Origin of the sequence: Pseudactinotalea sp. HY158, from assembly GCF_009660225.1 — a bacterium.
Taxonomy (GTDB): Bacteria; Actinomycetota; Actinomycetes; order Actinomycetales; family Beutenbergiaceae; genus HY158.
Genome location: NZ_CP045920.1, coordinates 502,321 through 520,923, shown reverse-complemented (window position 1 = coordinate 520,923; position 18,603 = coordinate 502,321). Strand labels below are relative to the sequence as shown.

The 18,603-nt window shown below is 70.0% G+C and carries 17 protein-coding genes; 6 read left to right on the top strand and 11 right to left on the bottom strand.

Annotated elements, in window-relative coordinates:
• Positions 1 to 27: 27 nt before the first annotated feature.
• From GCE65_RS02240 to groL, 3 genes are all read right to left on the bottom strand, one after another.
• Positions 28 to 1,026, bottom strand: coding sequence for a polysaccharide deacetylase family protein (locus GCE65_RS02240; RefSeq protein ID WP_153877220.1), 999 nt, complete (start codon positions 1,024 to 1,026; stop codon positions 28 to 30).
• A 262-nt stretch (positions 1,027 to 1,288) separates the two neighbouring features.
• On the bottom strand, positions 1,289 to 1,975 hold the full coding sequence (locus GCE65_RS02235; RefSeq protein ID WP_194928783.1) for a GntR family transcriptional regulator: 687 nt from the start codon (positions 1,973 to 1,975) through the stop codon (positions 1,289 to 1,291).
• 224 nt (positions 1,976 to 2,199) lie between these two features.
• Complete coding sequence (groL, locus tag GCE65_RS02230; RefSeq protein ID WP_153879125.1) at positions 2,200 to 3,825, bottom strand: chaperonin GroEL; 1,626 nt, start codon at positions 3,823 to 3,825, stop codon at positions 2,200 to 2,202.
• A 325-nt stretch (positions 3,826 to 4,150) separates the two neighbouring features.
• Here groL and GCE65_RS02225 point away from each other — a divergent pair, with 325 nt between their 5' ends.
• On the top strand, positions 4,151 to 4,660 hold the full coding sequence (locus tag GCE65_RS02225; protein WP_153877218.1) for a hypothetical protein: 510 nt from the start codon (positions 4,151 to 4,153) through the stop codon (positions 4,658 to 4,660).
• On the top strand, positions 4,645 to 5,529 hold the full coding sequence (locus GCE65_RS02220; protein WP_153877217.1) for a hypothetical protein: 885 nt from the start codon (positions 4,645 to 4,647) through the stop codon (positions 5,527 to 5,529). Before GCE65_RS02225 ends, GCE65_RS02220 begins: the two co-directional genes overlap by 16 nt.
• Positions 5,530 to 5,606: 77 nt before the next feature.
• Here the strand turns inward: GCE65_RS02220 and GCE65_RS02215 are convergent, their stop codons facing one another.
• The 7 genes from GCE65_RS02215 to GCE65_RS02185 form a co-directional block, all read right to left on the bottom strand.
• Complete coding sequence (locus GCE65_RS02215; protein WP_153877216.1) at positions 5,607 to 6,578, bottom strand: hypothetical protein; 972 nt, start codon at positions 6,576 to 6,578, stop codon at positions 5,607 to 5,609.
• 113 nt (positions 6,579 to 6,691) lie between these two features.
• Entirely contained in the window at positions 6,692 to 7,306 is a 615-nt protein-coding gene (locus GCE65_RS02210; protein WP_194164858.1) for an ATP-binding cassette domain-containing protein, read from the bottom strand.
• The gene (locus GCE65_RS02205; protein ID WP_153877215.1) at positions 7,303 to 8,388 is read right to left on the bottom strand and encodes a hypothetical protein; all 1,086 of its coding nucleotides are present in this window, start codon (positions 8,386 to 8,388) and stop codon (positions 7,303 to 7,305) included. The genes GCE65_RS02210 and GCE65_RS02205 overlap by 4 nt, the downstream gene beginning before the upstream one ends.
• Before the next feature lie 152 nt (positions 8,389 to 8,540).
• Positions 8,541 to 9,149 carry a hypothetical protein gene (locus GCE65_RS02200; RefSeq protein WP_153877214.1) on the bottom strand — a complete coding sequence of 203 codons (609 nt, stop codon included), beginning with the start codon at positions 9,147 to 9,149 and terminating at the stop codon, positions 8,541 to 8,543.
• A 576-nt stretch (positions 9,150 to 9,725) separates the two neighbouring features.
• Positions 9,726 to 11,216 carry an NAD(P)/FAD-dependent oxidoreductase gene (locus tag GCE65_RS02195; RefSeq protein WP_153877213.1) on the bottom strand — a complete coding sequence of 497 codons (1,491 nt, stop codon included), beginning with the start codon at positions 11,214 to 11,216 and terminating at the stop codon, positions 9,726 to 9,728.
• Positions 11,217 to 11,245: 29 nt separating this feature from the next.
• On the bottom strand, positions 11,246 to 11,866 hold the full coding sequence (locus tag GCE65_RS02190) for a LytR C-terminal domain-containing protein (protein WP_153877212.1): 621 nt from the start codon (positions 11,864 to 11,866) through the stop codon (positions 11,246 to 11,248).
• A 16-nt stretch (positions 11,867 to 11,882) separates the two neighbouring features.
• On the bottom strand, positions 11,883 to 12,158 hold the full coding sequence (locus tag GCE65_RS02185; RefSeq protein ID WP_152817243.1) for a DUF3263 domain-containing protein: 276 nt from the start codon (positions 12,156 to 12,158) through the stop codon (positions 11,883 to 11,885).
• Between the two features lie 133 nt (positions 12,159 to 12,291).
• On the opposite strand from GCE65_RS02185, the gene GCE65_RS02180 reads away from it, so the two are divergent.
• Entirely contained in the window at positions 12,292 to 12,966 is a 675-nt protein-coding gene (locus tag GCE65_RS02180) for a uracil-DNA glycosylase (protein WP_153877211.1), read from the top strand.
• A 60-nt stretch (positions 12,967 to 13,026) separates the two neighbouring features.
• Here the strand turns inward: GCE65_RS02180 and GCE65_RS02175 are convergent, their stop codons facing one another.
• Positions 13,027 to 15,048 carry a trypsin-like serine protease gene (locus tag GCE65_RS02175; protein ID WP_153877210.1) on the bottom strand — a complete coding sequence of 674 codons (2,022 nt, stop codon included), beginning with the start codon at positions 15,046 to 15,048 and terminating at the stop codon, positions 13,027 to 13,029.
• Positions 15,049 to 15,320: 272 nt separating this feature from the next.
• On the opposite strand from GCE65_RS02175, the gene GCE65_RS02170 reads away from it, so the two are divergent.
• From GCE65_RS02170 to GCE65_RS02160, 3 genes are all read left to right on the top strand, one after another.
• Positions 15,321 to 15,743, top strand: a complete 423-nt coding sequence (locus tag GCE65_RS02170) for an META domain-containing protein (protein WP_153877209.1) — start codon at positions 15,321 to 15,323, stop codon at positions 15,741 to 15,743.
• 72 nt (positions 15,744 to 15,815) lie between these two features.
• Entirely contained in the window at positions 15,816 to 17,768 is a 1,953-nt protein-coding gene (locus GCE65_RS02165) for an acyl-CoA dehydrogenase family protein (protein ID WP_153877208.1), read from the top strand.
• On the top strand, positions 17,765 to 18,601 hold the full coding sequence (locus tag GCE65_RS02160; RefSeq protein WP_228760069.1) for an SGNH/GDSL hydrolase family protein: 837 nt from the start codon (positions 17,765 to 17,767) through the stop codon (positions 18,599 to 18,601). Before GCE65_RS02165 ends, GCE65_RS02160 begins: the two co-directional genes overlap by 4 nt.
• Positions 18,602 to 18,603 lie beyond the last annotated feature (2 nt).

Here is an 18,603-nt window from a genome sequence, read left to right as displayed (position 1 = left end):
GTTTCTCCTTGTGATGAGGCATTCACGTCAATGTGAAGGCCAGTTCCAGGCGTTCTCGGGTGCGAACTTCTCAGCGAAGGAAGTCGCGATGTCGTTTCGCTTCATGATGGCAACTTCGGGGAATTGCCGAACGTATTCCAGGAAGCGTCGCAGGGACGCGACACGACCCGGGCGCATAATTCGCGCGTGCAAGCCGACGGACATCATTCGCGCACTCGTATCCGCTTCGTCATACAAGATGTCGAACGCGGAACGAAGATAGTCGAAGAAGTCGGAGCTACCCGTGAAGCCCGGGCCGGTCTGCCCACCCCAGAAGCGCGCATCATTCGTATCGATGGCGTAGGGAACCACGAGCATCGGGCGGCCGGCCACGTCGGCATAGTAGGGCACATCGTCGTTGGTGGTGGCCGAGTCGTAGAGGAGGCCTTCCTCAGCCATGATGCGCCGCGCCTCCTCACGGATCGGGGGCCGCGGGAAGGCCCCGAGGATCCTCTTGCCCGTGAGCCGGTAGACCTCGTCAACGGAGTCTCGGATGCTCCTACGCTGCTCCGCTTCCGAGGCGCGCGGTGCGGAGATCGAGCGCACGCCGTGGGAGACGAAGTCGCAATCTGCCTGTGCGAGGTAGTCGGTCAGCTCCGGGCTCACCGGGAGCGCCTGAGATGAGACGAAGACACTGAAGGGCACCTCGTACTTCTCGAACATGCGCACGAGCCGCCAGATTCCCGTACGCGTACCGTACTCGTACTCGGACTCCTGCATTAGGTCTCTTTCACCCGGCGGCAACGAACTCTTGAGCCAGCCTCGCGAGTCACGGTGAGCATCCCCGACGAGGGGATTTCGCTCGGTTCCCTCCTCGAAATTCACCGCGAAGTTGATCGCCAGGCGAGCCCCGTCGGGCCACCGGAACTCGGGCGGGTTCGGACCATAGCCGCGGAAGTCGCGCATTCGCTCGCCCGCGTTCGATGTCCAGTCCAGATCCAAGGGACCTACCTCCTGTGCTACTAGATCGCCCTTGAGGTCACTCAAAACCCCTCATTGGGTGAAGTTTGTATAACACAGCGTGCACTGGCGACGAAGGCCTGTCAAGCCCCAAAATCGACGCGAGACGTCGGACGCCCGTCCGTAGGAGTGCGGAGCAGGGTGGCTGCGCGCCCCCGCGTTGGTGCAATGATGCGCCTGGCGCACGCCACGCTGGGACAGTCCGGCTACCGGAAATCCGCGAACCGTGCTGCTCGCCCAACCGCAACCGCAGGCCGCCTGGAACGCAGGCGCGTCGACGGCCGGCGTCTCAGTGCTCGGCCGCCTTCAGGCTCATCTCTCGTCCGCGCCTGATGTGAACATAGGTGGTGGCCTCCGCCAACGCCGGGTCTCCCGCGGTAATGGCCTCTGCGATAGTTGCGTGCTCTCGGTGCGAAACGCCCGGTTGGTGGTTGCGGGTGAGATAGGAGTGCCAGACCATCTGCGGGAACAGTGGTTCGACGATCGATATGAGGAGCGGGTTCTCCGTCAACTCCACCATCGTTCGGTGGAACCGAGTACTCAGCTCGGCCGCCGTGAGCGGATCGAGCGGAGCCTGCCCGTCACGAATCGAGTCGAGCGTCTCCCACAGTGGCCGCGGGTCTCCCCCGCCGGCCACCCGTTGGGCCGCCAACCCTGCCGCCTTGACCTCGAAGACCAATCTTACGTCGTAGAGCTCCGACACCTGGTCCGGGGTCCATTCCCTCACCACCGCGCTGCGGTGTGGGCGCTGATGGATAAACCCGTCTCGTGACAACATTCGAAAGCCCTCGCGCAGAGGCACCCGGGAGACTCCAAGTTCTTTCGCCAGATTCTCCTCGCTCAGCCGAAGATGCGGAGGGTACTCTCCCCGAATAATCGATTCCCGCACGGCACGGTAGACCTTGTGTGGAATCGGCTGCTCGACGGCGTCGGCCTCCCCGGTCGTCCGCGACCGCACGTCCTTGTCGACTGTCACTGTCGGACGACTCCCTCCGGCGCTGTCACAGACCCGTGTTGGCACGTTCGCCTCATGCTACCTTGCCACCTTCAGTCGGTCGTCAAGACCGGGGATGCGTTCGCGCTCCCTGACTACCCCCAACAAGCGTCAGTCCCAGAGACGCGAACTACCCCCGAAGACACCTCGGCCCCGGAACCGACCAGGTCGGTTCCGGGGCCGAGGACGGCGCTGCTGCGGCTGGACTAGAAGCCCATGCCACCCATGTCGGGCTCGCCACCGCCGGCGGCCGGGGCCGGCTCCGGCTTGTCGGCCACAATGGCCTCGGTGGTGAGGAACATGGCCGCGATCGAGGCGGCGTTCTGCAGAGCGGAACGGGTCACCTTGACCGGGTCGTTCACGCCGGCGGCGAGGAGGTCCTCGTACACACCGGTCGCGGCGTTGAGGCCGTGGTTGGGCTCGAGGTGACGCACCTTCTCCACGACGACGCCGCCCTCGAGGCCGGCGTTCACCGCGATCTGCTTGAGCGGCGCGTCGACGGCGACGCGAACGATGTTCGCGCCGGTCGCCTCGTCACCGTCGAGCTCGAGCACCTCGAAGGCCTCCTTGGACGCCTGGATGAGCGCCACGCCACCACCGGCGACGATGCCCTCCTCCACGGCGGCCTTCGCGTTGCGCACGGCATCCTCGATGCGGTGCTTGCGCTCCTTGAGCTCGACCTCGGTCGCGGCACCGGCCTTGATGACGGCCACGCCGCCGGCCAGCTTCGCGAGGCGCTCCTGGAGCTTCTCGCGGTCGTAGTCCGAGTCCGAGTTGTCGATCTCGGCGCGGATCTGCGAGACCCGGCCGGCGATCTGCTCGGCGTCGCCCGCACCCTCGACGATCGTGGTCTCGTCCTTGGTCACGACGACCTTGCGGGCCGTGCCCAGCAGCGACAGGTCGGCGTTCTCCAGCTTGAGACCGACGGTCTCGGAGATGACCTGGCCGCCGGTGAGGATCGCGATGTCCTGCAGCATGGCCTTGCGGCGGTCGCCGAAGCCCGGGGCCTTGACGGCCACGGACTTGAACAGGCCGCGGATCTTGTTCACGACGAGGGTGGCCAGGGCTTCGCCCTCGACGTCCTCGGCGATGATGAACAGCGACTTGCCCGACTGCATGACCTTCTCGAGCAGCGGGAGCATGTCCTTGACGTTCGAGATCTTGCCCTCGACGAGGAGCACGTAGGCGTCCTCGAGCACGGCTTCCTGACGCTCGGCGTCGGTGACGAAGTAGGCGGACAGGTAGCCCTTGTCGAAGCGCATACCCTCCGTCAGTTCGAGCTCGAGGCCCAGGGCGTTCGACTCCTCGACGGTGACGACGCCCTCCTTGCCGACCTTGTCGAGGGCTTCGGCGATGAGCTGACCGATCTGGTCGTCGCCGGCGGAGATCGCGGCGGTGGCGGCGATCTGCTCCTTGGTCTCGACCTCCTTGGCCTGCGCGAAGAGCCTCTCGGTCACGGCCTCGACGGCCTTCTCGATACCGCGCTTGAGCGCGACCGGGTTCGCACCGGCGGCCACGTTGCGCAGTCCTTCACGCACGAGCGCCTGGGCGAGCACGGTGGCGGTGGTGGTGCCGTCGCCCGCGACGTCGTCCGTCTTCTTGGCGACCTCCTTGACGAGCTCGGCACCGATCTTCTCGAACGGCTCTTCGAGTTCGATCTCCTTGGCGATGGACACACCATCGTTGGTGATCGTGGGGGCGCCCCACTTCTTCTCGAGAACCACGTTGCGGCCCTTGGGGCCGAGGGTGACCTTCACGGTGTCGGCGAGGACGTTCAGTCCACGCTCCATACCGCGGCGGGCCTCCTCATCGAAGGCAATGATCTTGGCCATGTCGGGTTTTGATCCTCCGGTACTGGCATTGAACGGCCGGCAGAACGCCCGCGACGGACGACGGTCCCTCACCGCGGTCACGTCCCGCGCCTCGGATCCGCCTCGCCCTACTGGCCAGATGTGCGACTGTCACTCTCATGGCGAGAGTGCTAAGCCCATTATTGGCACTCAAGGCCCGAGAGTGCAAGGCGACACCGGCCGGGTTGTGATCCGGCTCATGCGCGGCCCCGCGTCCTGGGCCCCGGGCCCATCCGCCCGCCGCCGACTCGCCGATGCCGCGCCCCCACGGCTGTAACCTCGGGGGCCCGTGAGAGCATTACGAGATATGAGTACGCCGCCGACGACCGAGTCGCAGGACTCCGGCAACGACGCCCCTCCGCCCGACCGTGCCTCCCGACCGCTGCGACCCTTCTCGAAGGCGTGGCGGCTCACGGCTACGTTCGCCGCCCTCGCGGTGCTCACCGCCGGGCAGATCGTGGACACGAACGACTGGTTCCCACTCGGCTCGCTGTCGCAGTACGCCACGCCGCGCGATCTCGACGGCACCGTCCGCTCGGTCACCCTGCGCGCCGACTTCCCCGACGCCGAGGATCGCCACGTCGCTCTGAGTGAGCACGTGGTCGGGACCGGGCGGGCCGAGGTCGAGGGCCAGTTGCAGCGCTTCATCGACGATCCGGAGCTGCTCGGCGTCTTCGCCCGCTCCTACGCGCAGCTCAACCCGGGCAGGCCACTGCCCGAGGTGCTCTACCTCAAGCGTTCGACCCAGCAGTTGCGGGACGGCGAGGCCGACGGCGAACCCACCGTGGAGATCCTCGTGGAATGGCACGCCGGATGAGCGCCCTCGCCCGAGCCGGCTCGGCCGTGAGCGGCTGGTGGTTCAAGCCGATGCCGCTCGCACGGGTGGCTGTGCTGCGCACCCTCGTCTACCTCTTCCTCATCTTCGACATGCTCTACGTCGCGACGGACGTCGTGCCGCACGGCTACGTTCCGGAGCTGTACCAGCCCACGCTCGTGGCCCGGATCCTGCAGCTGCCGACGCTCGGCGTCACGGGCGGTCAGGTGCTCTTCTGGGTCGTGACACTCGCCTCGGTCTGCGCGGCGATCGGCGCCTTCCAGCGCGCCGCCGGCTGGGTCGCCGGCCTGGGGTTCTGGCTCTGGATGCTCAACTCGCAGGGCTTCTCCTACGTGAGCCACGATCACATGGCGCTCATGGTCGCGGTGCTCGTGCTGCCCACGGTCGGGGTGGCCCGCTTCGGCGACACCGGCTCGAGCGAGCGCGTCGGCTGGGTGCTGCGCGTCGTGCAGGTGTTCACGATCCTCACCTACTTCGGATCGGCGATCAGCAAGTGGACCCGCTCGGGCACACCGTGGGTGTGGGCGAACGGGGCCGTGTTCGTCTGGGCGATCATGCGCCGCGGATCGGACCTCATCCGCTGGACCCTCGACTTCCCGTGGCTGCTCATCGTGGGGCAGTGGGCGCTGCTCCTCCTCGAGTTCTGTTCCCCGGTCGTGCTGTTCCTGCGGGGCAAGTGGCTCTACGCGCTCGTGGCCACGTTCGTGCTGTTCCACCTGGCCACGTACCTCGCGCTGGGGATCCACTTCCTGCCCACGGTCGTGTGCTGGGCGGCGTTCCTTCCGCTCGAGCGGATCCCGGCCTGGCTGCGTCGGCGCATCGGGCGCCGCAGCGAGGTCGCCCCGGCTTAGAGGACGTCTCGCCCGGCCCTAGAATTCTTCCGGCACACCGCGCCCCGGAGAGGGTGGGCCGATCGCCGATCGTATCCTCAGGCGCCGCGGATCGCGGCCAGGGTGCGAGCGGTGAGCAGCCAGGCCAATGGCGGGCCGAGGGCCAACATGATGAGCGACTGCGCCAGCACAGGTATCAATACGGGGGTGAGCAGAGTGCCCCCGTCCGCCAGGATGAAGGCCGCAAGCCCCACCGCGGTGCCTGCCTGCCACGGCAGCAACACTACGAACAGGACCGTGACGGCGTGCATGAGGAGAGCCTGGGCGCGGGTGAGCCGGTGCAACCGATAGAGGGCGATCTCAGAACGCCTCGACCACGCGAGCACCAGGAAGATCGCGAGCACGGGCACTGTGGCAAGCCAACCGAGGTGTGCCCAGGAGGAGCCGAGCTCTTGCTGCGGGGTTCGGCCAGAGCCGGTGTCCTCGACTGGGAACGTGATGGCCCGTGCCGGTGCGGGCCACCAATCCGTGAGCAATGCCTGCACTTGTGCCGTAGCCCCGTGTTCGGGGGACACCAGGCAGCCGGCGGCCACCCCGGTAGCAGGCATCACCTCGAACAGACGGCGTGCCTGCCCGTCGGCACGCGCCGACGGATGAGCCACGGCGCTGACCGGGAGCACCCGAGGAAGGCCAGTGGCCTCGCGTACGGCGATATCACCGCCACGGACGAGCCCGAAGCGCTCGGCCACGAGGGGCCCGGCGACTAGGCCTGGTTCCCCGTGAAACTCCAGGTCCGGGAACACGACGTGCAGGTATCCAGGCGTCACTCGTTCGATCGAATACCGACTCGCCGGTTCGGTGCCGATCATGATGTTTCGACCATCCAGCACCGCCCCGGCCGAGGCGACTCCGGTCACCGCGTTCAACTGCTCGCACCGAGCCACATCCCAACGCCCCTCATTGAACACCACCTCCAGCACGTCCCGGCCGTTCCAGTAGGCGACATCCTCACGTGCGGCGATGCCGGCCAGAGTGAGAGCGGCGACGAAGACCATGACCGCTGCGGTCACCAAGGCGGTCGTAGCCACGATGCCGCTCTGGACTCGTGCCGCGCACAGGTCCCACACGGCCTCGCGGACGACCTGGCGAGTACGCCACCGTGCGCCGCGGGCGCCGTCACGGCTCACGTCACTCGTCCATCCCTGAGCCGGATCTGTTCATCGCAGGAGCGGGCCACCTCGTCATCGTGTGTAGCCACTACAGCGGCACACGAGGCCGCCACGGCCCCATGGATAGCCCGCAGCACCAGTTCTCTGGAGTCGGCGTCGAGCGAGGCCGTCGGTTCATCCACCAGCAAGAGATTCGCCCCGGCGAGCAGGCCACGCGCGACCGCCACCCGCTGCCGTTCACCGCCGGAGAGTCGGTGCCCACGCGTGCGAGCCAGGTCGGACAGGCCGAGCCGCTGCATTGCCTCCCTCGCCTTGGACCGCGCCACCCCCTCCGCCGCGCCCAAGGACAAGGCGCCGACCATGATGTTCTCCAACGCCGAGCGCCGGTTCAACATCGGTGCATTCTGAACGATCCAGACCGTCTCCACCCCGGGCGCTCTCTCGATCGAGCCACCATCAGGAGCCAAGAGACCGGCGATGATCGATAGCAGCGTCGACTTGCCTGCCCCGGAAGGCCCCAGCAAGGCGACCGAGTGGGCCGGCCGGATCTCCAGATCGAGGCCGGTCAGCACCTGACGGCTACCGAAGGACTTGGTCACCTGCCTCAGCCGCACCAGCGCACTGCTCAACAGGACCCCCTCGCTGCGGCAGGCGGCGCCAGCACCACCCGATCTCCAACGCTCAGATCTCCCGTCACCAGTGCCTGCCCATTGGCTCCCGAAGCGACAGTAACCGAGACCGTCACCCGCTCGTCACCTTCGACCCGCAACACGCATGTGTCGGCCCCTGCGCCGACCCAGACCGCCGCCGAGGGCAGCATGAGTGCCTCGTCATCTCTGTATACCAAAACAGCGGGCACCGACGCCGCGCCCGAGGGGACCCGCTCCAGCACATCCGGATTCTCGAGTCGCCGACCGTCCTCGCCGACCACGACCGGCTCGTCCCGCACGCGCAGTTCGGCCCCCACAGGCACCGTGACCACCGCATCGGCCGGGATCTGTTCAAAGGCGGTCTGCGCCACATTCTCCTCGCCCGCCTGACGCTCAGGCACGCTGCCCGGCTCCACGATCAGGGTGTCCTTGATTGCAGCGGCACCGAGCACGACCGCCTCACCAGCAGCGGGCGCCGGCGCAGCGACCAGCGCCTCCACCGACCCGACAGTGAACTCCTCCGGCAGATAGACCAACCACGTCCAGTCGAAGGCCGCCGGCCGCTTCGCACCGATGTCGGCGGCCAGCGCCCGGACACGCTCCATCGTCCCGGCAGTGAACACCTCTCCCTCAGCACCCGGGTACCCGGACTCGGCCAGCCATTCATGCAGCATCCGGACATCCGCGCCACGATCGCCGATCGACAGCGGACGGGTGAACGGACGCGGAGTCAATGCCGCCCGCCGCTCGATTCCATCGATCGTGATCACAGGCGACCCATCCTCGATCCGGTCGCCGGGCTCGACGTGTACCTGCTCCACCGTCCCGGACCAGCCGGGAGCGATCAGGCGCACCTGCCTGCCCCAGTCGATCGCGATCTCGACCGCGCCGGCGGACTCAACGCTCGCCGTCACCGGCGCCAACACCTCCGGTGTCTGTACAAGCACCACCCGTTGTTGATGTGCCTGCACCACCGCGATCAACACGACCGGGGCCAGCAGCCACACCACCAAGGCAGCCAGAAAGACGGTCCGACCGACTCGAGAATCCGACTTCTCCATCGACTGGTCAACCTCCCGCCGTCAGGCCGTCAATATCCCCTGACCATACCGGCCGATGGCACCACATGGATGGGCCGTCAACTGTCCGGCTGGGCCCGCGCGACCGGGTGCCGGTAGCTTCGAACTGTTGTCGCACACGGACTTGCCCCGACTCACGGAACGGAGAGCGACTCCCCTGGATAGAACTTGAGCCAGACGGGAACCAGGCAGTCCGTAACCCCGTCCTGGGAGCCTTCGCCTCCAACTGCGACCAGATCATCGAAATTCCGCTCATCGCCCGTGAACTCCCACCCGGACTTTTGCAGGCACTCTCGCGCACCATCGAGCAGCGCCTCATCCATCGATGCCGGCTCGCTGTACCGATACCCCAACTCCAGGTACACGAGTTCCCGAACTCTGCAATCCAACGTCAGTTCAGCTAATTCTTCATCCCCGTAGACCCATGACGTCTCAGTGAACGTGTAAATGAGATTATTGACCGGATTGAGAACAGGATCGCTGTGCTCAATTCCATGAAGAGCCGTGCACTGAAAGTAGCGGTCGAGAGCATCCTCGTACTCGGCTGTCGTGACGGCACCATCGCTCATCGCCGCCAACTGCGCCTCACCCGCACCGCTCGCTTCGGCCTCAGCGAGGAGCGCGTCGAAGCGCTCCTCGGCCACTTGTCCCCCTTGAACGGAGGAGCAGCCGAGGAGCAGCCCGATCGCGGCAATGGCCAGGCCGACACACGCGCATCGCTTCACGTCGTCGTGGTATTGCACGTGGGGCAGCCCTTGTGGTACCCGGACGTCGTTGTGTCGGTCATGATACGAGAGACGTAGCTCGAGTCGCCCGTGCTCCACTGGATACTTGTCGGCAACCCAAGACCAGAGCGGTGACGCAGACCGGCCATGAGTGGCCCCGCACACGATCCACTCACGCGGCGCGTCGTCGCCTGAGACACTCCGCCGACCCGTCCACTGTGGACCTCGTTGACGCCACAACTTCGCGTAGCATTCCAGGTACCGAAGGCCGCTGCGCTCGGAGCATTCAGAGTAACGCCCAGCGTCAGCATCAGGACGACGGCTGCCAGGACCGCACGCAGCCGCTGAGGAGGGTGGCTCCGGCCCTGTCACCGAGGGTGTCGTACATGGCGATACTTCCTCTCATCGTTGATAGGTAGCAGATCTACTGCCCATGCCGCTTCAGGCTAGCCTCGATGTCGCCGACTCGTGGGGGTATTGGTCGAGCCATGACGCCACGGTCGGTGACCACGGCTCGGCGGCAGGCGTGGGCACCGAGGCTACAGTGCGAAAGTCCCCTGACGGAACAGCGAGGTCGTCCCCGCCTGAGGCCGCTCAGCTGCCCGGCGCCAGGCTCGGCATCCGCCGGATCCCGAACCGCTGCGACAGCGCCCGTCGGGCCGCGTGCCAGCCGTTCATGCCGTGCACGCCCGGCGCCGGCGGGGTCGAGGAGGAGCACAGGTAGACACCGGGGATCGCCCCGGAATAGGGGTTGAGCCACGGTGTGGGCCGGGCGACCATCGCGGCGATGTCGATCGCCCCGGCGGCGATGTCCCCGCCGATGTAGTTCGCGTTGTGCTCGTGCATCCGGGCGGCGGGGATGCACCGGGAGGCCACCACGACGTCGCGGAACCCCGGCGCGAACTGCTCGAGTCGGCGGGTGATGTCCTCGGTCATGTCGCGGGTCGATCCCGCGGGCACGTGGGCGTAGGTCCACAGCGGCGCGAGGCCGCCGACCCGCCGGGAGGCGACCACCTGGGCGGGCTCGGAGGCGAGCACCATCGGCGCGGAGGCGTGCCGGCCGGCGTTGATCTCGGCCTCGGCCAGGGCCATCTGCGCGCGCGTGCCCCCGACGTGCACCGTGCCGGTCCGGCCGATCTCCGCCACCGCCCACGGCACCGGCTCCGAGAGCACGAAGTCGACCTTCGCGGCCGCCGCTCCGTACTTGAACCGGCCCAGCGCCCGGGCCGCGCGGGCCGGCATCCGATCGCCCCAGATGTCCACGAGGGCCCGCGGGGTCGTGTCGAACAGGTAGGCCCGTGCGCGCGGCAGCTGCGACCAGTGCGTGATCGGCGTGTCGGCCTGCACGGTTCCGCCGTGGGCGCGCAGATCGCGCACGAGCGCGTCGATGATCGCCTGCGACCCGCCCACGGGCAGTCCCCAGCCGACGGTGTGGGCGAGGGTGGCGAGCATGATGGCCGTGCCGGCGGAGGCGAGCGAGGGCATCCGGGCGATGGCGTGCGCCCCGACCCCGGTCAGGAGCGCCGCGCTCGTCTCGCCCGGGAGCGCCCGGTCCCAGGCGCGGGTCCCCTGGCCGAGCACGGCGCGGCCGAAGGCGACCGATCCGGCGATCCCGCGCGGGGTGAGCAGCGAGGCGGGCACCGAGCGCTTGTCGGAGAGGGACAGCTCGATCACCGCCTCCGCGTGCCGCACGAGTGGTTCGAGCAGGCGGCGCCAGTCGGCCCCCTCGCCCCGGGGCAGCTCGGCGACCGTGCGCTCGAGGTCGTGCCACGCCAGACCCGCCCGGGCGCCGTCCAGAGGCTGGGCGTAGGAGAGCTCGGGCACGACGATCTCGACGCCGCGGGCGGGCACGTCGAACTCGGCGAGGAACGGGCTCGCGAGGGCGAGCGGGTGCACGGCCGAGCAGACGTCGTGCTCGAGGCCGACGTCGGTCAGGCCGAGGTCGAGGGTGCGCGCGCCGCCGCCGATGCTCGGCTGCGCCTCGACCACCTGCACGCCCAGGCCGGCGCGCGCCATCGTCACGGCCGCCGCCAGCCCGTTCGGTCCGGAGCCGACCACGACCACGTCCACGCTCGCCCTCGCCATGGCATCAACCATAGGGGGCGGCGACGCGCTCAGGCCGCCGGCGCGGAGAAGCCGGCGCGGAGCACGATGACGATGCCCTCGGAGGCCGCCGTGGCGCTCTCGGAGAGGTTGTCGATGCCGAGCTGCTCGCCGATCGCGCGCGCCTCGGGCTCGAGTTCGGCCGAGTGGTAATACAGCGTCGTCTCGGCCGGGGCGGAGTTCGTGTAGTTGCCGGCGGTCGCGGCGGTCCAGCCGAGGCCGGTCAGGGCGTCGGTCGTGCGCCCGGCCAGTCCCTGCACCCCCGCCCCGTTGAGCACGAGCACGGCCACGCCGTGGTCGAGCTCCGGGGTCGTCGGCTCCTCGGTCGGCTCCTCGGACGGCTCCTCGCCGCCCTCGGTCGCGGTGGGCTGCTCGCTCGGCGCGGGGCTCTCGCCGCTCGGGTCGGCGGACGGCGCGGCGGTCGTCGTGGGCGAGGCCGAGGGGGCGTCGTCCGCACTCATGAAGTACTTGACGGCGCCGAAGGTGAGCAGCGGCACGAGCACGATCACGAGGAGATAGGGCAGCCAGACCCGCCAGCGGGGGGTGGGCTCACGGTGCACGCCGTGGGGCACGCGCTCCTGCCCGAGGACGTCGAATTCGTCCTTCGGATACGGGTAATCCTGCTTGCTCACCTGTGCAGGGTACCGGTTACCGGGTGGAAGCGAGACGCCGCGCCGAGCGTTCCTCCCGGCGGCCGGCGCGCATGCGGCGCAGGCGCTTGACGAGCATGGGCTCGGCCGCGAGGGCGTCGGGTGAGTCGATCAGGGCGTTGAGCACCTGGTAGTAGCGCGTGGCCGACATGTCGAAGCGCTCGCGGATGGCGGTCTCCTTGGCACCGGCGTATTTCCACCACTGCCGCTCGAAGTCGAGGATCTGCGCGTCGCGCTCCGAGAGCCCCGCGGCGGCATCCGCCTGCTCGCTCATCCGTTTCCTCCCTGTGGTCCGGTCGCGCCCATCCTACGGGCGAACCACACGCGTGTCATTCGGGCGCCGGGCCGCCCCGGTCCGCAGGTCCTCGAGAGTTCGGGGCCGGGCGGGAATCGGTGAGAATGAGGGGATGCGCACACCTCTGGAGCAGGCGATCGATCCCGGGTGGGCCCGCGCGCTCGCGCCGGTGGAGCCCGTTCTCCGCGAGCTCGGCGACTTCCTGCGGGCCGAGGACGCCGCCGGCCCGGGCTTCCTGCCGGCCGCGGAGCACGTGCTGGCCGCGTTCACCCGCCCGCCCGCGCAGGTGCGGGTGCTGCTCGTGGGGCAGGACCCCTACCCCACGCCGGGGCACGCGATGGGGCTGAGCTTCTCGGTCCAGCCGCACGTGCGCCCGCTCCCGCGCTCGCTGGCGAACGTCTTCACCGAGCTGGTCGACGATCTCGGGGTGCCGCGGCCGACCACGGGCGACCTGCGGCCGTGGGCCGATCGCGGGGTGCTGCTGCTCAACCGCTCGCTCACGGTCTCCCCCGGCCGGCCCGCCTCGCACCGGGGCCGGGGCTGGGAACAGGTCACCGGCGCCGCGATCGACGCGCTCGTGGCCCGCGGCGGCCCGCTCGTGGCCGTGCTCTGGGGCCGGGACGCCCGTGCCCTGCGCCCACGGCTCGGATCGGTGCCGGTGGTCGAGTCGGCCCACCCCTCCCCGCTGTCGGCCACGCGCGGGTTCTTCGGCTCGCGCCCGTTCTCGCGGGTCAACAGCCTATTGACGACGCTCGGTGCCGATCCGATCGACTGGCGCCTGCCGTAGGGCGGACGGGCGAGGGGCGGGCCCCGGTCGCCCGGAGCCCGCCCCTCACTGCTGATCGGATCAGGCGCGCTGCCTGCGGATCACGCCGGCGACGCCGAGCATGACCAGGGCCGCCGCCGCGCCCAGGAACGGCAGGGTCGCCGCCGAGGCGCCCGTGTCGGGGAGGCGGTCCGGGCCGTCCGTCGGGCCGTCCGTCGGGCCTGCGGTCGGGTCGTCCGTCGGGTCGACCGTCGGGTCCTCGTCGATGACGGACATCACGGAGAACATGATCGACGTCTCGTCGGAGTCCGTGCCGTCGATCGTCTGCGCCGCGGCGAGCGTGTAGTCGCCGGGGGCGAAGTCACGGTCCACCGCGATGCTCCATGCGCCGCCGGTGACCACGGCCGTCCCGGCCTGCTCGCCGTCGACGAGGAGGGTGACCGTGGCGCCGTCGATGCCCGTGCCCTCGACGTCGAGCACGTCGGTCAGCTCGGTCTCGGCGAAGAAGCCGCCGTCGGCCGGAACCGTGATCTCCGGAGCCGCGGGCGCGACCGTGACCGCGGCGGTCACCGTGGCGGACTGCTGCTCCTCGAACACCTGGTAGGCGCCCACCTCGTGGGGGCCGTAGCCGAGGTCGGTCTCGACGCTCCAGGCTCCGCCCGCGACCTCGGCCGTGAGCTCCTCACCGTCGATGGTCACGTGCACGGTCGCGCCGTCGTAGCCGGTGCCGCTCACGGAGGAGATCGCCTCGGTCACGCGGTCGCCGTCGGCGGGCGCGGTGATCGCCGGTGCCGGGAGGGTGACGTTGACGTCGTGCTCCACGGTCTCGGAGGCGTTGTAGCCGTTCTCGGCCTGGAGGGTGAAGGCGTAGTCGCCGAGCTCCTGCGGGGCGTCGAACGACCAGGTGCCGTCGCTGTCGACGTCGACCGTGAACTCGTCGCCGCCGACGGGCTGGACCACGAGGGTCGTGCCAGCGGGCGCGGTGCCGGTGATCGCGTCACCGGCGTCGATGTCGCCGCCCGCATCGGGGGCGGTGACCGCGGGCGCGTCGATGTGGAGCTGGATCGTGTAGCCGTCCGTGTGGGCGAGGGCGTCCTGCAGGTCGGCCGCCCAGAGCTGATTGCCCGTCGGGTTGCCGCCGGAGACGATGCCGATGGCGGTCTCGCCCTGGTAGACCGGGCCGCCCGAGTCGCCTTGGTCGACGGCGATGTCGTCGACCAAGAAGCCGAGGACGTATCGCCCGTCGACTTCGGCGACACCGGCGATCATGCTGACGTTGGCGGCGGAGGTGCTCGAGTGGCCGGTCGTGCGGCCGCTGCGCTCGATGGCGGCGCCGTTCGGGTCAACCGCACCGACGCCGGTGATCACCGTGGTCGAGGCCGCGAGGTCATCCGTGTCGGTCCAATCGGTGATCTCGGGGGAGAGAGTCAGGTCGGTGTTGATCTCGTCGATCACCGCGATGTCCGTGCCCGGGTCGATCTCCGAGCCGGCAGTGTTGCCGGGGCCGCCGAACTGCGAGAAGCCGTAGACGCCGAGGTCCGGGCCGGGAAGGATCCCGCCGCCGGCCGCGTCATTCTCAGGCACGGACAGTCCGACGTCGACGAGCGCGCCGTCATCGGTGCAGTGCCCGGCGGTGACCACGGCGGGCTCGCCCGTGGAGTTCCAGCTCGAGAAGCCGACGGAGCAGACCGACGCCTGATTATCAGCCGTATCCGTGTAGATCCCGGCGCCGCCGACGACGCTGCCGGGGGCCGCGAGGGCGGAGAAGCCGCCCTCGACCTGGACGATGGTCGCCCGGTCCTCGTATGCGGCGATACGCGCCTCGTCGATGCCGGCGTCGATTCCCTCGCCGTCGACGGCGATGACGAGGCCGCCGTCGGCGTCGACGCCGACCGCTGCGACGTTGCTCGAGTCAGCGGACTGGGCGGAGGGTCGCGGGTCGACGCCCGTGTCGAGCAACTCGGCCGCGACGGCCTGCCAATCGCTCGGCAGCTGCACGTCGCTGTCGGCGGCGGCGGGCAGGGCGACCATGCCGGCGCCGAACGCCAGGGCCAGGCTGCCGCCGATCGCGGCGCCCGTGAGGGTCGGTCGGGTTCGTCTCATGTAGTTCTTTCCCCTTGATGTTCTTGCATGTGCATGACTCTTCTTGCGTGTGCGTGCCAGACCTCGGCAAACGTCTAGAAAGCTACCAGCGATGGCCCGCGGGGGATCGTCGGGAGGCCGACGAACGGGTCACACCCCATGGGTAGTTCGCCCCATGGCCGCTCCGGCCGCCGCGCGCGGTGTCCGGCCGTGCACGATCGGGTGGGTGGGATCGGGCGGGCGGGGTCGCTCGGGTGGGACCGCGCGAGCGGCCGGATGTTAGCCTCCGACGCATGCTGTTCCTGCGACGCGCCGCCATCGTGACCACCGCCGCGCTCACCCTCGGGGGCGTCGTGTTCGCCCTCTGGCTCGGGCCCCTCTCCGGCGGCGGCTCCGGCGCCGAGGGCGACGGCGCCACCCCGGCTCCGGGGGTCCACGTGGCCGGCCGCTGGGGTGGCGACGGCGATCGGGCGCCGCACCTGATCTTCGGCGCGCACGGGGAGGTGTCCGGCAACGACGGGTGCAACGGACTGTCGGGGAGCTACACGGCGACCGGCGACGGCGAGGTCGACTTCCACGACGTCCTCGGCACGCTCAAGGCCTGCCCCGGGGTCGACACCTGGTTGCACCGACTCGCCTCGGCCGTGGTCGACGGCGACGAACTCGCCGTGTTCGACGCCGCGGGAGAGGAGATCGGGCGCCTGCCGCGAGCGTGACGCCGTCGAGCCCTGGCAGGACCGTGCGAGCCGGGGCACACTGGAATGGTCGGTTCGATGGTGGAGGCGATCATGAGCAATGCGTCGAGGGTCACGGAGCGTGATGCCCGCCGGGTGGCGGAACAGTCCCGGCAGACGGAGTGGGAGCACGATTCGTTCGCGCGACAGCTGTACCTGGGCGACTTCCGCCCGGAGCTGGTGTGGGAGAGTGAACGGCTCGACCCGGAGGTCCGCGTCCGGGGTGATGCGTATCTCGCGCGGCTGGAGCGCCACCTGCGTGAGAACGTCGACGGGTCCGTCATCGAGGCGGAGGACCGCATCGGCGACGACGTGCTCGCCGGCCTGATCGACCTCGGCGTCTTCGGCCTGAAGATCCCGCCCGAGTACGGGGGGATCGGCCTGGGCCAGGTCCACTACAACCGGGCCCTCATGCTGCTCGGCTCCGCCCACCCGAGCATCGGCGCGCTCGCCTCGGCCCACCAGTCCATCGGCGTGCCCGAACCCGTCGAACAGTTCGGCTCCGAGGAGCTCAAGCACCGGTTCCTGCCGCGCTGCGCCGCCGGGGCCATCTCCGCCTTCCTCCTCACCGAGCCGGATGTCGGCTCCGACCCGGCGCGCCTGCAGGCCGCGGCCGTGCCGACCCCCGAGGGGGACTACCTGCTCGACGGGGTCAAGCTGTGGACCACGAACGGCGTGCTCGCCGAACTGCTCGTGGTGCTGGCCCGGGTACCCGAGCACGAGGGCGGCCGGGGCGGCATCACGGCGTTCGTGGTCGAGGCGGACAGCGAGGGGATCACGGTCGAGCACCGCAACTCGTTCATGGGGCTCAGGGGGCTCGAGAACGGCGTCACCCGCTTCGACGGGGTGCGGGTGCCGGCGGAGAACGTGGTCGGTCGGGAGGGGCAGGGCCTCAAGATCGCGCTCACCACCCTGAACACGGGCCGGCTCTCGATTCCCGCGATGTGCGTGGCGGGCAGCAAGTGGGCCCTGGGGATCGCCCGCGAGTGGTCGAACGCCCGCGTCCAGTGGGGCCGCCCGATCGGGCGGCACCCCGCGATCGGGCACAAGCTCGCGTTCATGGCCGCGACCACGTACGCGCAGGAGGCGGTCGTCGAGGTCGCCGGCGCCATGGCGGACTCCGGCGGCGTGGACATCCGCATCGAGGCGGCGCTCGCGAAGCTGTGGTGCAGCGAGATGGCCTGGCGGGTGGCCGACGACCTCGTGCAGATCCGGGGTGGGCGCGGCTACGAGACCGCGGCCTCGCTCCGGGCACGCGGGGAGCGCGCCGTGGCCACCGAGCAGTTGCTGCGGGATCTGCGGATCAACCGGATCTTCGAGGGGTCGAGCGAGATCATGCATCTGCTCATCGCCCGCGAGGCGGTGGACACGCACCTCTCGGTCGCCGGCCCGCTCATCGACCCCGAGGCCGGTGGGGCCGAGAAGTCCGCGGCGCTGGCCGCGGCGGCGACCTTCTACGCGGGCTGGCTGCCGCGGCTCGCCGCCGGCCCGGGCACGCTGCCCGGCTCCTTCCGGGAGTACGGCCCGGCCGCGTCGCACCTGCGCTACGTCGAGCGGGCGAGCCGGCGCCTGGCCCGCTCGACGTTCTACGGCATGGCCCGCTGGCAGGGTCGCCTCGAGCACAAGCAGGGATTCCTCGCCCGGATCGTCGACATCGGCGCCGAGCTGTTCGCGATGACCGCGGTCTGGGCCCACGCCGACCGCGAGGGGACCGGCGCGGACGGAACGCCCGCGCTCACCGCCGACTCCCCCGCCGTGCTCGCCGACGCCTTCTGCCGGCAGTCGCGCCGGCGCATCGACTCGCTGTTCCGTGCCCTGTGGATCAACACGGACGCCCACGACGAAGACGTGGCCCGCCGGGTCCTCGACGGGGAGTTCACGTGGATCGAGGCCGGGGTGATCGACCCGTCCGCGGGCACCGGGCCGTGGATCGCGGAGGACCATCGCGGCCCCTCGTCCGAGCCGAACGTCCGCCGCCGCTACCGCACGAGCACGGTGGTGCGGTGACCGGCACGCCCGCCCTCCCGCTTCCCCGGCGCTACGTCGCGATCGGGGACTCCTTCACCGAGGGGCTGTGGGACACGGCGCCCGAGGACCCGGAGGTGCAGTACGGCTGGGCCGACCGACTCGCCTTCACCCTGAGCGGGTACCGGCACGAGGCCGGTCAGGAGCCGCTGGAATACGCGAACCTGGCCATCCGTGGGCGGCTCCTCGAGTCGATCCTCACCGATCAGCTCCCGCGCGCCCTCGAGCAGCGACCCGATCTCATCTCGATCGCCGGCGGCGGCAACGACGTGCTGCATCTGGGATGCAGCCCGGACCGGCTGGCCGCCCTGCTCGACGGGGCCGTCGCGCGAGTCCGGGCCACGGGCACCCGGGTGCTCCTGGCCACCGGCATGGACACCCGCGGGCTGGCCCTGCTCGGGGCGCTGCGACACAAGATCGCGATCTACAACGCCGACCTGTGGTCGATCGCCCACCGGCACGGCGCCGCGGTCATCGACCTGTGGGGGATGCGCTCGCTGCGGGACCGGCGCATGTGGGCCGAGGACCGGATCCACCTGAGCCCCGAGGGGCACCGCCGGGTCGCGCAGGCGGGCCTCGTGGCGCTCGGCCTCCCGCCGGGCGATCCGGGCTGGGAGCTCCCGCGCGGGCCCGGCGAAACCGTCGCCTCGCTCGCGCAGCTGCGGGACGACGCAGCCTGGCTTCGGCGCGACGTCTACCCGTGGGCGACGCGCAGGCTCCGTCGGGCCTCCACCGGTGACGCCCGGAGGGCGAAGTACCCCGACCTGCGCCTCGTCGAGGCCGCGGTCGATGCTCCCGGGCGCGCCGGGCGGTAGCC